Raw genomic sequence first — 15,147 nt, forward strand, 5'->3', positions numbered from 1 at the left:
GCCAGATGTGTCACCCCCTCCCCTGACAGGGGAGGGGGGAGGGGTCGAAAGACGTTGCACCAGCCCTAGGCAGTGTGGCGGTACGCGGCCGGGCTATACCAGCAGGAGTTTAATCAGGTAGTAGAGCACCGGCCCGGTGAAGAGCAGGCTATCGGCGCGATCGAGGATCCCACCGTGGCCGGGGATGAGGTTGCCGGCATCTTTCAGGCCAACCTGGCGTTTGATCATCGATTCGGCCAGATCGCCCAGCGGGCCGACAATGCCGCCGACAAGCCCGAGGAACAGCGCCTGTGCAGTGTTGATCGGCAGGCCAAATACCACCGCGAATCCAACCGATGCCAACACCGAGCCAACCAGGCCGCCAACCGCACCCTCCCACGTTTTCTTGGGGCTGAGTATTGGTGCCATTTTATGCCGGCCGGTATACTTGCCAACGAAATACGCCGCCGTGTCCTGGATCCAGGTAATCGCTAGAATGAGGTAGATCCAGGCCGCGCCCGAATCGAGTGGCAAGCCGAGCAGAGTAAACAGGTTAGGCCGCAGCGCGCTGCTGAGCATGCGCAGTGGAATGAACTGGCTGAACAGCCAGCCGAGGTAGAAAGCGCCGGCCAGCGTCAGCGCCCACGAGGCCACGCCGCCGCGCTCGCTGTGGCGCGTCAGCTCGAACACCAGGCTGGCGACGATCGCCAGGGTAATCAGCGGCATGACCAGATCGAGCGAGGTAGTGGCGCGGAGGGTGACAGCGCCGATCAGCGCCAGCGCCAGTGCGATGCCAACCGCGACGCGCGGCCGGTAGCCGCCCTGCGCAAACGCGCCGTACAGTTCGAGCAGCCCGACCACAGTTGCGGCGACGACGAGCACCACAATTGGCCAGACACCCCACCACACCAGCCCAATCACAATCGGCAGCAGTATCAGCGCGCTGATGACGCGCTGAGCCAGCGAGCTTTTATTTCTGGGTGAGGCCGCCGAAGCGGCGTTCGCGCTGTCCATAATCGTGTAATGCCTGGCGCAAAAGCTCAGGGCTAAAATCGGGCCAAAAAGTTGGCGTGACCCAATATTCGCTATAGGCCGCCTGCCAGAGCAAGAAATTCGAGAGCCGCCACTCGCCACTGGTGCGGATGATCAGATCGGGGTCGGGTATGCCGCCGGTCGAGAGGCGTTCCGAGATCATCTGCTCGGTAATCGCGTCGGGGGCAACGCCAGCCGCAACCAGCGCGCGCACTGCGTCGACGATATCGGCGCGCCCGCCATAATTAAACGCCACGCACAGGTTGATGCGCTGATTTTCGCGCGTCAGATCGAGCGCCGCTTGGGTCTTACGCTGGAGCGCAGGCGAGACGCCCTGCATGCTGCCAAGGTGGCGGATCTTAACGCCTTCGGCATGCAGCGAGCGCGTTTCGCGATCGAGAAACTCGCCAAAGATGCGCATCAGGCCCTCGACCTCGGCCGAGGGCCGCGACCAATTTTCGGTCGAGAAGGCGTAGATCGTCAGGTACTGAATGCCCAGGTCGGTGCACTCGCGCAGAATGCGCCGAATATTTTCGACACCGGCGCGATGCCCGGCCAGACGCGGCAGACCCCGACGTTTCGCCCAGCGGCCATTGCCATCCATGATGATCGCAATATGCCGGGGGATCTGCGCTAGTGCAGGCTTCTCCGACGTCATTCCATCCCCCATGAAGAAGTTTCGAGCAATGCGTTTCGAGCTTGAGAAGATCGCGAGGCGCTCAAAATCGTGCGCTCTAGACTTCCATCACCTCGGCTTCTTTGGCGGCGCCGACGTGTTCGATCTCACGAATATACTTATCGGTCAGCTCCTGCAGCTTCTCCTGGCCGCGGCGCTGGTCGTTCTCGGAAACCTGCTTCTCGCGCTCGAGCTTTTTGATCTGATCGCCGCCGTCACGGCGCAAGTTGCGCACCGCCACTTTGCCTTCCTCGACATGCGCCTTCACCTGCTTCGTGAGGTTGCGGCGGCGTTCCTCGGTGAGTGGCGGCAGCGCCAGCCGGATAACAATCCCATCGTTCGAAGGATTGATCCCCAGGTCGGAGTTCTGGATGGCTTTTTCGATCGCCTTCAGCGTCGTTTTATCGTACGGCTGAATGACGATCATCTTGGCGTCGGGCGTGGTAATCCCCGCCAGCTGATTCAACGGCATAGCCGACCCCCACGCCTCCACCTGCATATGTTCGACCAAGGCAGGCGACGCGCGGCCGGTACGAATCGTCGTCAGGTGCTGGCGCAGCGACTCGACCGACTTTTTCATTTTTGTTTCGGTCTCGCGCAAAATGTCGTTGATCATGGACTCGCTCCTTCAGATGGCGGCCGAGTCGGATACGAGCGTCCCAACCCGCTCGCCATTCACAATTCTGGCGATATTGCCCGACCGCATCGGGTCGAAGACAATGATCGGGATTTTGTTATCCATGCAGAACGTAAGCGCAGTGCTGTCCATCACGGCCAGGCCGCGCTGCAATGCATCCATATAGGTGATAAAATCAAAGCGGGTCGCGCTCGGGTCGCGTTTCGGGTCGGCGGTGTACACGCCATCGACGCCGTTTTTGGCCATGAGGATCACTTCGGCGTGGATCTCGGCGGCTCGTAGCGCTGCGGCTGAGTCGGTGGTGAAGTATGGCCTGCCGGTGCCGCCGGCCAGGATGATCACGCGGCCTTTTTCGAGGTGCCGAATGGCGCGGCGGTGAATATACGGCTCGGCGACCTCGTCCATCTTGATCGCCGTCATGGCTCGCGTCACCACGCCGCGGCCTTCGAGCGCATCTTGCAGGGCCAGCGCGTTGATAATCGTCGCGAGCATGCCCATGTAGTGCGACTGCGCGGTGTCCATGCGCCGCGCCGAGGCGCGGTTGCCGCGCCAGATGTTGCCGCCGCCGAGCACCACAGCAACCTGCGCGCCCACCGACAGGATCGAGATGATCTCCTGGGCGTAAAATTCGAGCACCTCGGAAGACAGCGCATCGCCATTCTCGCCGACGAGGGCTTCGCCACTGAGCTTGAGCAATACGCGATGATACTTTGGCTCAGCCATAGCACGCGCCGCAGCGCCAGAGCGAAGAGCCGAGAACCCTGCGCATACTGGCCGGTTCTCGGCTCTTGGTTCTTGGCTCGCGGCTATCCTCCAATCTCATAGCGCACGAACCGGCGAACAATGACATTCTCGCGTACTTTCGCGACGGTATCTTTGATCTTGTCTTCGATCGTCCGCGAGCCATCTTTGACAAACGGCTGGGCCAGCAGCACATACTGCTCGTTGAACTTCTCGGGCGTCTCGCCGCTCTCGGCCAGCACATCGGCAGGCACGTCCTCGGGCTTGAGGTAGCGCGGGTTCATGGCGGCCACGTGCAGCGCCAGATCCTTCGTCAGCGCGATAAAATCTTCGGTGCGCGCCACGAAATCGGTCTCGCAGTCGACCTCGACCATCGCGGCCATGCGCGAACCGGGGTGGATATACACCTCGACGCGGCCCTCTTTGGCCTCGCGGCCCTGCACCTTGTCGCTGACCTTCAGGCCCTTTTCGCGCAGCACCTCGAAGGCCTTCTTCATATCGCCGCCGGTCTGCACGAGGATGTCTTTGGCTTCCTTTACCCCGGCGCCGGTGCGCTCGCGCAGCTCTTTGACCATTTGCGCAGTGATCTCTGCCACAGCTCTGCTCCTTACAGATTGCGAGCCGCGCCCAGCATACCGCATAGTGGCAACCGGGCGCAAGCACTCGTGTGCATGATAAACATAAAAAGGGGAAGAGCGAAGGCCACACAGCCGTGCCGCCGCCTTCGATCTTCCTCAGTTCCCAGTTGGCGAATCGCTAGGCGTTCTACGCGACCGGCACGTCTTCCGACTCATCGGCGGCCTCGGGAGCCGCGGCCGGGCGTGGCTGATCGTAGCGCCCGCCGCGCATCAGGTCGGCCTGCGAGCTTTCGCGCCGATTCGCGCCCTCGATCGCCGCGTCGGCGATCTTGCCGGTGATCAGGCGGATGCTGCGAATGGCGTCGTCGTTGGTCGGGATCACATAGTCGATCACGTCGGGATCGCAGTTGGTATCGACCATGGCGACGATCGGGATGCCGACTTTGCGCGCCTCTTTCACCGCCAAATCTTCTTTATGCGGGTCGACGATGAACAGCGCGCCGGGCAGCCGATCCATCTTCTTGATGCCGGCAAACACGCGGTTCAGCTTCTCGATCTCTTCGCCAAGCTTGAGCCCCTCGGCCTTGGTGAGCCGGGAGAAATCGCCGCGATCGCGCTGATCTTCCAGATCGGCCAGGTAGCGCAGGCGCTTGCGAATAGTGACAAAGTTGGTGAGCGTGCCGCCCAGCCAGCGCTGCGTGATGGCGAACTGGTTCGCGCGCGCGGCCTCTTCGGCGATCGCCTCCTGGGCCTGCTTCTTGGTGCCGACGAACAGCACCTTCCCGCCTGCCGCAACCGTCTCGACCACGAAGTTGTAGGCCGACGTCAGGCCGACGATCGTCTTCTGCAGATCGAGGATGTGGATGCCATTGCGCGCCGCGAAGATATACGGCTTCATCTTCGGGTTCCAGCGCTTGGTCTGATGCCCGAAATGCGCGCCCGACTCCAGCAGCGACTTCATGGAAACAAGCCGTTGGGTTCCCTGGGTCATACGTGTACCATGCCTCCTTAATAGCTACCAGTCAAACGACTCCGCCACCCCCCTCTGCTCGCTGCGGAACCGGCGCGCCGCCGGCAGGGCCGCCGCGATCAGGGGATGTGTGTAATTCGGCGCGTTGGGACGCACCAGACGGTAGTATAGCATACAAGACCCATCGCAGCAAACGCGGGCCAAGCCAACGTTTGCTTATAGAGACGCCTAACAAATATAAACACCTTGCGGTGGCACCATAGGTTGGCGCGACCTGTAGAGCGACGTCAATATCAGCCCGATCAGCCTAGCCTGTGCTCGCGCACACCAGGGGCAGAGAGCGAGGGCACAGCGCACCGGTCTCTGGCGGCACCCTACACGGCCCCGCGCCAGGGCGCCGGGCATGCGAGGGATGCGGTATAATAGGCGCCAAACACACATACGCAGACAAGGATACCATGACGCAGCCGCCCGACCAGCCGCTGAACCTTGTGCTTGTCGGGCCGCCTGGCTCGGGCAAAAGCACGATCGCCGAAGCGCTGGTACACGCATACACGCTTGTGAGCATCTCGACAGGCCAGCGCCTGCGCGCCGAGATCCAGGCGCGCAGCGCGATCGGCCGCGAGGTAGTGCCGTATCTCGATCGCGGCAACCTCGCGCCCGACTCGCTGATGGATCGGCTGATGCGCGGCACGCTCGAGCGCCTTGAGCCAAGCCAGGGCTTTTTGCTCGACGGCTACCCGCGCACGCTGCGCCAGGCGCGCGGCCTGGTGGGCATGCTTGCCGACTTCAAGCGCGAGCTGCACGCCGTGCTGGCGCTCGGCGTGAACGACGAAGAGGTGGTGCGCCGGCTCAGCGGCCGGCGGATCTGCGAGGGCGCGGGCGAGCCGTTCCCGGTGCACATCGACGACCTTTCGAGCGTGATGCGCTGCCAGGAGCGCGGCGGGCGCCTCGTGGAGCGCGACGACGACCGGCCCGAGGTGGTGCGCCAGCGCCTGGCCGTGTACCACGAGCAGACGCAGCCGCTGCTCGAGTTCTACAGCGCCGCCGGGCTGCTACGCCGCATCGATGCCCAAGGCACGCCTGCCGAAGTGGCGCGGCGCGCGCTTGCCGCCCTGGGCCAGCTTCGCCCAGCGTAACGCCGATGTATTCGCCCATGCTACCGCGCGAGGAGCTATGCCAAACGCAGCGCTGAAGATCCTGCTGATGAGCGCCGAGGTGGTGCCATTCGCCAAAACCGGCGGCCTGGCCGACGTGGCCGGGGCGCTGCCCAAAGCGCTCAGGGCCGACGGGCACGACGTACGCGTAGCCATGCCGCGCTACGGCCGGATCGACCGCGCGCGCTTCGACCTGAGCGTCGCGCTGCCGCCCTACCCGGTGCCCATGGACGACCACGACATCGAGGCCGGGCTGCTGCAGACGCACCTCCCCGACCACGATGACATACCGGTATACATGGTCGATAACCAGCACTACTACGAGCGCGACGGCATCTATATGTACGAAGACGACGCCGACCGCTTTATTTTTTTCTGCCGCGCCACGCTTGAAGGCATCAAGCGGCTCGGCTGGCAGCCCGACGTGATCCACTGCCACGACTGGCACACCGCGATCGTGCCAAACTGGCTGAAAACGATCTACAAGCACGACCCATTTTACGCGCGCACTGCCTGCGTCTATACCATCCACAACCTGGCCTACCAGGGTATTTTTGGCTACCGCGTGCTCGAAGTGGCCGGCGTCGACGAGTACGGCTTTATTGCGCACCCCGATATGCCGCATCTCAACGACGTGGTCGACTTCATGGGGCGCGGCATCTACTACGCCGATATCATCAACACAGTGAGCGAAACCTACGCCGACGAGATTTTGCAACCCGATTTTGGCGAAGGGCTCGACCCGCTGCTGCGCGACCGGCGCGACCGGCTGTATGGCGTGCTGAACGGCATCGACGCCGAGCTGAACGACCCGGCCGCCGACCAATATATCGCGGCACACTACACCGCCGAGAACCTTGCCGGCAAAGCCGAGTGCAAGCTCGACCTGCAGCGCGAGGCCGGGCTGCCGCAGAGCCGCAGCACCCCGGTGATCGGCGCGATCTCGCGCCTGGCCGACCAAAAAGGCTTCGACCTGATCGACCAGATTGCCGAGCCGCTGCTGCTGCACAACGATGTACAGCTGATCGTGCTTGGCACCGGCGACCAGCGCTACCACGATCGGCTCAACGAGATCCGCGCGCGCTTCCCACAGCAGATCGCTACATTTCTGACCTTTAAAGCCCAGCTCGCGCAGAAGATCTACGCCGGGTCGGATATGTTTCTCATGCCATCGCGCTTCGAGCCGTGCGGGCTAGGCCAGATGATCGCGCTGCGCTACGGCTCGATCCCGATCGTGCGCGCAACCGGCGGCCTGGCGGATACGGTGCGCAACTTCGACCCAACCTCGGGCGAGGGCAATGGCTTCGCATTCCACCCCTACCACTCGATGGCTCTGTACACCACGATCGTGCGCGCGCTCGAAAACTATCGCTATCGCCACACCTGGCAGCAGCTGATGCTGCGGGCCATGCACGCCGACCACTCGTGGGCCAGCTCGGCGCGGCGCTATGTCGACCTGTACCGCCGCGCGATTGCCACGCGCAGCGACCGGCCGCCGCGCGAGGCTTACCAGAAAAACGCCAGCTAGCACACCCAAGCTGCCGGCATTGCCGCGAGGAAGCGCGCCGCAGCCTCCTCGCCGATTTGCTGCGGCCAGCCGCGACAACGCCCCGCTACAAAGCCGCTCACTTCCCGCCCTAAAGCCGCGTATCTACGAGCCCCTATCGTCGCATTTAGTTTATTACACAATAGACATACCCAAGTATGCAAAAAACGTGAGGCATTACGTTTTTGCTAGCGAAGGTAGTGCGGCGGCAACAACGAGCGGTATAGGTGAAGCGATGGCGACATATACGATCAATGGCCAGGTGCTGTATGTGCAAGAGGCCGGCCCGGCCAACGGCCCGATCGCGATCTTGATCCACGGCTGGTCAAGCTCGTCGTTCACGTGGGCGCCGATCCTGCCGATCCTCAGCAAGCGCTACCGCTGCATCGCCATCGACCTACCGGGGTTCGGCCAGTCGCCCGCGCTGGCGGCCAAGCCAACAATCGCCGGGTATGCCGAGCTGATCGCCCAAATGATCATGAAGATGACCGGCGATCAGGATCGCGCGGTGCTGGTGATGGGCCACTCGATGGGCGGGCAGATTGCCGCCACGCTCGCGCTACGCTACCCGGTGCTGGTCGACAAGCTGGTGCTGCTGAACCCGGCGCTGAGCGGCCGGCTTTCGACGCGCGTGAACCTGCTGATGAAGCCGCACGTGATGGCCGAGCGCTTCCGCGCGCTCGAGTGGCTGCTCTACCAGGCGGCAAAGACCCCGCTCGACTATACCGACTTCCTGCTGAAACCTTCGAACTTCGCCGAGCGCGCGCATATTTCCGAGCAAGCCTACGCCAAGATCCGCGAGGATGCGCGCCGCCGCGGCCAGGGCCAGGTGCGCGCCGCCTGCTTTGTGGCAATGCAGCAGGGCGACCTGCGCGGCCAGCTCGGGCGGATCGAGCCGCCGACGCTGGTGCTGTGGGGCGCGGAAGACAACATTGTGCCGCTCCGCGACGCCGGCGCGGTGGCAGAAGAATGGCCGCGCGCCGATCTGCGGCTGATCCCTAACGCCGGCCACTGGCCGCAATTCGAGCAAACAGGCGCGACGATCAAGCACATCTCGCACTTCCTGGGCCTGCCGCTCATGCTCGGCAGCGCCGACGCCGAAGGCGACCAGGACCTGGCCCACCTGCGCGAGATTGCCGAGTTTCTGAATAACTCGGAGATCGGCGAGCACCTATCCGAAGCCCAGCGGCTGCGGCTGGCGGCGCTGGTGCACTCGCACGGCTACGCCCCCGGCGAGAAGGTCGTGTCGATGAACAGCAACGGCGACGAGATGTACATCGTGAAAGCCGGCACGCTCGAGGTATGGCTTGACACTGCGGGCCGCTCGACGCGCCTGGCGTTTATGAACGCCGGCCAGGTAGCCGGCGAGCTGGCGCTGCTTGAGGGCGTGACGCGCAGCGCCGATTTGCGGGCCGGCGAGCACGGCGCACAGCTGCTGGTGCTCACCAAAGCCGCGCTCGACACCCTGGCCGAAGACGACCCAGCCATGGGCATGCGCATGATGCAGAACCTGGCGATCTCGCTGGGCAAGCGGCTGCGCTTCCAGAACTGGCGCGCCGCCCGAGCCGAAGAGGAGCTCGCACCCGCGCCAGCGCGCTGAGCTTCGCCCCGCCTGCCTGGCCCACACCACAGCCAGCCGTGCTATACTACCGGCACCCTGCGCACGGCAGTTTCAAAACCTGCTGCTTGAGCTTTACAACCCTGGGGTTCTTGGAAGGCTGACGCCCGCCAAGAACCCACACTCTTTGCCTGGGGTACGAAGCGCTGTGCGCCTCATCGCGCAGCACAAGCCAGTGTTTTGGGGCGGCAAAGCCGCCCAAGCCCTGCCGCAGTGTAACGAATGTTTGAAACCCACCTAACTTCGGAAAGAGAAGCCATATGAGCGGCAAGCTCGTCGCGTGCTACCGGCTGCCGACCGCCAGTGCCGTCAAGATCGGCCAGGTGCGCATTGTCAAAGATCGCAACGGCGTGTGCTATGCCGACGGCAGCAAGGTGCTGAGCGCAAACGTCACCGGCGCACACTCGGTGCTGAAGCTAGCCGACGGGCGTGATTTCTACGTGCTGACGGCCGAGCTGCAACAGGTGCCCAAGGCGAAATCGCGCGGATGAAGCCGATGCATGCGAAGCAACGAATTGCTCAGACGGCGCGCACGCTGGTGATCGCCAGCGGCAAGGGCGGCGTAGGCAAAACCACCGTGAGCGTGAACCTGGCGCTGGCGCTGGCCGGGCTTGGCGCGCGCGTCGGCATCTTCGACGCCGATATTTATGGCCCGAATGTGCCGCTGATGCTGGGCGTGCGCCGCAGCCAATCGGCGCGCGGGCTGCTGCCAATCGCGCGGGCCAGCAGCGAGCCGTATATCGACCCGCTCGAGCGCTATGGCCTTCAGATTATGTCGATTGGCCTTGTGGTTGGCGAAAGCGACGCAGTGATGCCCGACCCGCACGACGCGGGCAGGATCGTCACCCAGACGCTACGCGACGTACGCTGGAACGCGCTCGACTACCTGTTGATCGACCTGCCGCCCGGCACAGGCGAGCCGCAGCACAGCCTGGTGCGCGCATTCGCGATCGATGGCGCGGTAGTGGTAACGACGCCGCAGGATCTCTCGCTGCTCGACGCCTCGCGCTCGCTGGGGCTGTTCCGCCAGGCGCAGATCGCAGTGCTGGGCGTGATCGAGAACATGAGCTACCTGATCTGCCCACACTGCGGCGAGCAGATCGAGGTGTTCGCGCGCAGCCCGCGCCAGTGGGCCGTACACGACACAGCGCTGCCGCAGCTCGGGCGCATCCCCATGGATATTGCGATCAGCCGCGGGATCGACGCCGGCCACCCGCTGGTGCAAGCCCGGCCCGACGCGCCCGACAGCCAGGTATTTCGCACGATCGCGGCCACGATCGCACAGCTGCTGGCGCGCTAGAGCACTGGCACATTCCTGTAGTGGAGATAAAAATAGTGGGGGTTTGGGAGCCGCAGGCAATGCCCACGAATCAGGCGGCCGCCAAGGGTTACTCAGCGGCCGCCTGGGGATTCTTGGCGGGGAGGGTGGGATTTGAACCCACGAGGAGGTTGCCCCCCTACGGCATTTCCAGTGCCGCGCACTAGGCCACTATGCGACCTCCCCAGCATATGAAGCCGGTTCGTGCTGGCGCGCATTATAGCAAACAAGCCGCCTTCCCGCAATGCATCTAGCGCAGCAGATAAACAAAATCACATTTCGTAAGGCCGCGAGATGTGGTACAATCGGGGGCGTTGTGGTTCTGAACTGGGGCGCGCAAGGAGGGCACGCATGCGTGACGATATCACAAACATTGTGATCGAGGACTATCTGTCCAGCATCATGCCGCCGCGCGCCGGGGTGCTGGCCGAGCTCGAGCAGCGCGCACGCGAGCGCGGCCTGCCGCTGGTCGGCCCAGTCGAGGGCCAGCTGCTGTACCTGCTCGCCAAGAGCATGGGCGCGCGCGAGGCGCTTGAGATTGGCACGGCCACCGGCTACGCCGCCATGTGGCTGATGCGCGCCGTCGTGCCGGCCGGCGGGCGGCTGACGGCGATCGAGCGCCAGCCCGAGCGCTACAAGCTCGCGCAGGATTACATTACCCGCGCCGGGTATGGCGACCGGCTGAATATCATCGCCGGCGAGTGGTTCAGCGTGCTGGAAACCATACAAGGCCCATTCGACCTCATCTTCCTCGACATCCTCCGCAACCTCTCCAACGAGCACGACGCGGTGAAAGCACTTGAGCTGTGTGTCTCGCGGCTACGGCCGGGCGGCCTGCTGATCGGCGATAACGTGCTGTGCAATGGCCTGGTGGTTGAAGAAGACGCGGCGCCCACCGTTCGCGGCATCCAAGAATTCAACCGCGCGATCATGCAGCACTCGCAGCTTGAATCGGTTATCATCCCGCTGCGCGACGGCGTCGCGATCTGCCGAAAAAAAGACTGACGATAGGGTACAGAGTATAGGGACAGGGTACAGTAGCGAACCTACTTCCTGTAACCTGTCCCTTTCACCTGAGGCTATGCCCGCACTTACCGACGCCCAACAGCGGATCGCTGAGCTGACCACGCTCAACGAGCTGGCCCAAACGCTCAACCAGGCGCTCGACCTACGCGAGGCGCTTGATGCCGCGCTGCCCAAGATTGTCGAGATTATGGGGCTGCGCACCGGCTGGATCTTTCTGCGCGACGATGCCGGCGCGTTCAAGCTGGCAGCGCGGCACGACCTGCCGCCGGCGATCAGCTACCCCGGCCCGCCCTGGCTGGGCGACTGCAGCTGCCAAAATATGTGCCAGGAAGGCAAGCTGAACAAGACAGTCAACATGGTGCGCTGCAGCCGGCTGCGCCACGCGGTCGGCGATAAGCGCTCGCTGGCGCAGCACGCCTCGGTGCCGATCCGCGGCGAAACCGAGACGCTGGGCATCCTGAACGTCGCAACCTCGGAGTACGGGCGCTTCACCCCGCCGCAGCTCCAGCTGCTCTCGGCGATTGGCTTTATGCTCGGAACCGCGATCACGCGCACGCGCCTGCACGAGCAGGTGAAGGTGCGGCGCGTGCAAGAGCAGGCGGCCCTGCTGAAGCTCTCGCAGGAGCTGCTTGGCGCCGAGTCGATCGAGCCGGCGCTGCAGCGGCTGGTGCGCGTGGGGGCGCGGCTGCTCGAGGCCGATGCGTGCGCGTTTATCGAGGCCGACGAGCACGAAGGCCACGCAATGCTGGTAGCCGCGCACGGCTGGCACTTTCTGCCGAAGAGCGGGCTACCGACGCCGTTCGACGCGGTAAACCCACACCTGTGGTACCTGCCCGAGAGCAGCAGCAATTTGCCCGAAGACGCGCTCGACGACCTGCCACAGCTGCTCGCAGCCCAGCACTTCCAGGGCCATCTGGCGGTGCCGATCGAGATCGGCGGCGCGCCCGTGGGTACGCTGATGGTCAACACCACCACACCGCGCCGCTTTCTGATCGACGAGGCCCAGCTGCTCGGCCTGCTGGGCAGCCAGCTGGCCCAAACGCTCGAGCGCGAGCGGCTGCACCAGGAAGCGCTGGCGCGCCAGCGGCTCGAGCAAGAGCTAAACCTGGCGCGCGACATCCAGGCCAGTTTTCTGCCGGCCTGCTGCCCAATGGTGCCGGGCTACAATATTGCCGCATTCTACCGCGCGGCGCGCCAGGTCGGCGGCGATTTCTACGACTTCATCGAGCTCGCGCCCGAGCGGCCGGTCAATGGCGCCGAGGTGCTTGGCGAGCCAATGGCGCGTGGCCAGGCCCAGCCCAAGGGCGGCGCGGCGCGGCCCGACTCCAACCTGGAGTTCTGGCGCACTGGCAGGCTGGCGCCGCGCGTGCCTCCCAAGCCGTTGCAGGTGGCTACTCCGGCAGGGCCGGGGCGCCTTGGCATTGTGATTGCCGACGTGACCGATAAGGGCGTGCCGGCGGCGCTGTTCATGGCGCTCTCGCGAACGCTTATCCGCGCCACCGCCAGCGACGGGCGCTCGCCCATGGCTGTGCTCGAGCGCGCCAACCGCCTGATTCTCTCCGACGCGCGCTCTGGCCTTTTCGTTACTTGCTTCTACGCGATTCTCGATATCGAGAGCGGCGACTTGCTGTTCGCCGACGGCGGGCACAACTACCCGCTGCACTACCGCACCAACACCGCCACGGTCGAGCAGCTGCACGCCCAAGGGATTGTGCTGGGGATCGTGCCCGACCCGCGCTTCGAGCAGCACGCCACCGTGATCGAGGCCGGCGACGTGGTGTGCTTCTACACCGACGGCGTAACCGAGGCAATGAACCCGCGCCGCCAGCTGTTCGGTGAAGAGCGCCTGGCCGAGATCTTGCGGCGCTGCCACCACCTCAGCCCCGAGGAGATCATCGAGCGGATCATCGACGCTGTGACGAGCTTTGCGGCCGGCACGCCCCAGGCCGACGACATCACGCTGGTAGTGCTGAAGCGCGACGCGGCCTGATGCGCTACCGCACGCTGATCTACGCCCTGCCGCTGCTGTTCCTCGCGCTGTTTTTCTTCTACCCGCTGGCGGCGATCTTGCGCCTGAGCTTCGGCGGCGACGCGCGCCTGGCGCCGGCCGACGGCGGGCTTGCCCGGCTGCTGGCCGACAGCTACTACTTCGAGGTCATCTGGTTCAGCACCTGGCAGGCGCTGCTCTCGACCGCCCTGACGCTGCTGGTGGCGCTACCGGCGACATATGCGTTCGCGCGCTACCGCTTCGCCGGCAAGGCGCTGCTGCGCGCGCTGGCCACGGTGCCGTTTGTGCTGCCGACAGTGGTGGTAGCAGCGGCGTTCAAGGCGCTGATCGGCCCGCGCGACCTGCTGAATACGGCGCTGCAAAGCTGGCTTGGCCTGGCCGAACCGCCCATCCGGCTTGATCAAACGCTGGCGCTGATCTTGATCGCCCACGTATTCTATAACTACAGCGTGGTGCTGCGGATCGTCGGCGCGTTCTGGGGCGCGCTCGACAGCCGCCTCGAGCAAGCGGCGGCGGTGCTGGGCGCCAGCCGGCTGCGCGCGTTTCGCGAGGTGACGCTGCCGCTGCTGCTGCCGGCGATTGGCGCGGCAGCGTTGCTGATCTTCGTCTACACCTTCGCTAGCTTCGGCGTGATCCGCATCCTGGGCGGGCCGCGCTTCGCCACCGTCGAGGTCGAGATCTACCGGCTTACCACCAGCCTGCTGCGGCTCGACCTGGCGGCAGCGCTGGCGCTGGTGCAGATGGCCGCAACTCTGCTGACGACGCTGGCGTACACGTGGCTGCAGCGGCGCGCCAGCGTGCCGCTGGACATGCGTGCGCGCGCGGCCAGCGCGCGCCCGCTCGTCACCTGGCGCCAACGCGTGTTTGTCGCTGCAAATCTGGCGGCGCTGCTGGCGCTGATCGGCGCGCCGCTGCTGGCGCTGGCGCTGCGCTCGGTCACGGCGATCTCGCCAGGCGGCGCCAGCCAGCTCACGCTCGGCTACTACCTGCGGCTGAATACCAACCCGGCGCGCGGGGCGTTCGCGCTGCCACCGCTGATCGCCATCGGCAACTCGCTGCGCTTCGCGCTGGCAGCTACCGCGCTCGCGCTGCTGGTGGGCGTGCCGGGCGCGTACCTGCTGGCGGAGAGAACCAAGTACCAAGAGCCGAGAAGCCGGGGCGGCGCTGGCCGCTTCGCGTTCCTTGGCTCTCGGCTCTCGGCACTGCTCGACCCGATCTTCATGCTGCCGCTCGGCGCAAGCGCGGTGACGCTGGGGCTCGGCTATATTCTGGTGTTCGGGCGGCCACCGCTGAACCTGCTGGCCTCGCCCTGGCTCATCCCGGTAGCGCACGCCCTGCTGGCATTCCCATTCGTGGTGCGCGCGCTGCTGCCCACGCTGCGCGGGCTCGACCCACGGCTGCGCGAGGCGGCCAGCGTGCTAGGCGCGGGGCCGCTGCGGGTGCTGCGCGAAGTCGATCTGCCACTGCTGCTGCCGGCGCTGCTGGCAGGCGCGGCATTCGCGTTCACGGTGTCGATTGGCGAGTTTGGGGCCGCGCTGCTGCTGGCGCGCCCCGAGAACCAGACCGTGCCGGTGGTGATCGACCGGCTGCTGGGGCTGCCAGGCGCCGAGAACTACGGCCGGGCGCTGGCGCTGAGCACCATCCTGATGCTTACCACCGGCCTGAGCTTTGTGCTGCTCGAGCGCGTGCGCGTTGGCGAGGCGGGCGAGTTCTGATCCGCCACGAGGCTCGCGGCCGGCATTTCGCCTTCGGCAGAGCGGAGCTTTTCAGCGCTTCCGCTCATACCAGCTCCGTTTGATCGCGTTCGTTGTGTGATACACTCGTCGCTATGATCACGTATAGATTGTGCTGCACGCGTGTC

At 64.8% G+C, this 15,147-nt stretch carries 14 protein-coding genes and 1 tRNA gene; 8 read left to right on the forward strand and 7 right to left on the reverse strand.

The genetic code is table 11. The features are described from left to right. Positions 1–93 precede the first annotated feature (93 nt). From U0177_RS14165 to rpsB, 6 genes are all read right to left on the reverse strand, one after another. The gene (locus U0177_RS14165; protein WP_409571291.1) at positions 94–993 is read right to left on the reverse strand and encodes a phosphatidate cytidylyltransferase; all 900 of its coding nucleotides are present in this window, start codon (positions 991–993) and stop codon (positions 94–96) included. After that, complete coding sequence (locus U0177_RS14170) at positions 950–1,669, reverse strand: isoprenyl transferase (RefSeq protein WP_409571292.1); 720 nt, start codon at positions 1,667–1,669, stop codon at positions 950–952. Before U0177_RS14170 ends, U0177_RS14165 begins: the two co-directional genes overlap by 44 nt. Before the next feature lie 76 nt (positions 1,670–1,745). Continuing rightward, positions 1,746–2,303, reverse strand: coding sequence for a ribosome recycling factor (frr, locus tag U0177_RS14175; protein WP_409571293.1), 558 nt, complete (start codon positions 2,301–2,303; stop codon positions 1,746–1,748). A gap of 12 nt (positions 2,304–2,315) precedes the next feature. Beyond that, the gene (gene pyrH, locus U0177_RS14180; RefSeq protein ID WP_409571294.1) at positions 2,316–3,047 is read right to left on the reverse strand and encodes a UMP kinase; all 732 of its coding nucleotides are present in this window, start codon (positions 3,045–3,047) and stop codon (positions 2,316–2,318) included. Between the two features lie 83 nt (positions 3,048–3,130). Beyond that, positions 3,131–3,661: an elongation factor Ts gene (locus U0177_RS14185; protein ID WP_409571295.1), complete on the reverse strand. Its 531-nt coding sequence runs from the start codon at positions 3,659–3,661 to the stop codon at positions 3,131–3,133. Between the two features lie 169 nt (positions 3,662–3,830). Continuing rightward, a complete protein-coding gene (rpsB, locus tag U0177_RS14190) occupies positions 3,831–4,634 on the reverse strand; it encodes a 30S ribosomal protein S2 (protein WP_409571296.1) in 804 nt (267 codons plus the stop codon). A gap of 437 nt (positions 4,635–5,071) precedes the next feature. On the opposite strand from rpsB, the gene U0177_RS14195 reads away from it, so the two are divergent. From U0177_RS14195 to U0177_RS14215, 5 genes are all read left to right on the forward strand, one after another. Then, positions 5,072–5,752 (forward strand): adenylate kinase family protein, encoded by a 681-nt coding sequence (locus U0177_RS14195; protein WP_409571297.1) that lies wholly within the window; start codon positions 5,072–5,074, stop codon positions 5,750–5,752. A gap of 37 nt (positions 5,753–5,789) precedes the next feature. After that, positions 5,790–7,298, forward strand: coding sequence for a glycogen synthase (locus U0177_RS14200; RefSeq protein WP_409571298.1), 1,509 nt, complete (start codon positions 5,790–5,792; stop codon positions 7,296–7,298). A gap of 253 nt (positions 7,299–7,551) precedes the next feature. Beyond that, positions 7,552–8,916 carry an alpha/beta fold hydrolase gene (locus U0177_RS14205; protein ID WP_409571299.1) on the forward strand — a complete coding sequence of 455 codons (1,365 nt, stop codon included), beginning with the start codon at positions 7,552–7,554 and terminating at the stop codon, positions 8,914–8,916. Positions 8,917–9,194: 278 nt separating this feature from the next. Beyond that, positions 9,195–9,425 (forward strand): hypothetical protein, encoded by a 231-nt coding sequence (locus U0177_RS14210; RefSeq protein ID WP_409571300.1) that lies wholly within the window; start codon positions 9,195–9,197, stop codon positions 9,423–9,425. Between the two features lie 5 nt (positions 9,426–9,430). Then, on the forward strand, positions 9,431–10,234 hold the full coding sequence (locus U0177_RS14215; protein ID WP_409571301.1) for a P-loop NTPase: 804 nt from the start codon (positions 9,431–9,433) through the stop codon (positions 10,232–10,234). 114 nt (positions 10,235–10,348) lie between these two features. Here the strand turns inward: U0177_RS14215 and U0177_RS14220 are convergent. Next, positions 10,349–10,438 (reverse strand) — tRNA-Ser (locus U0177_RS14220). Positions 10,439–10,603: 165 nt separating this feature from the next. Between U0177_RS14220 and U0177_RS14225 the strand changes: the two genes are divergently transcribed. From U0177_RS14225 to U0177_RS14235, 3 genes are all read left to right on the forward strand, one after another. Then, on the forward strand, positions 10,604–11,257 hold the full coding sequence (locus U0177_RS14225; protein WP_409571302.1) for an O-methyltransferase: 654 nt from the start codon (positions 10,604–10,606) through the stop codon (positions 11,255–11,257). A gap of 76 nt (positions 11,258–11,333) precedes the next feature. Beyond that, positions 11,334–13,268, forward strand: a complete 1,935-nt coding sequence (locus U0177_RS14230) for a GAF domain-containing SpoIIE family protein phosphatase (protein ID WP_409571303.1) — start codon at positions 11,334–11,336, stop codon at positions 13,266–13,268. Next, positions 13,268–15,001, forward strand: a complete 1,734-nt coding sequence (locus U0177_RS14235; protein ID WP_409571304.1) for an ABC transporter permease — start codon at positions 13,268–13,270, stop codon at positions 14,999–15,001. Before U0177_RS14230 ends, U0177_RS14235 begins: the two co-directional genes overlap by 1 nt. The last annotated feature ends 146 nt before the right edge of the window (positions 15,002–15,147 follow it).

It is taken from the genome of Kouleothrix sp. (assembly GCF_046328425.1).
Lineage (GTDB): Bacteria > Chloroflexota > Chloroflexia > Chloroflexales > Roseiflexaceae > Kouleothrix.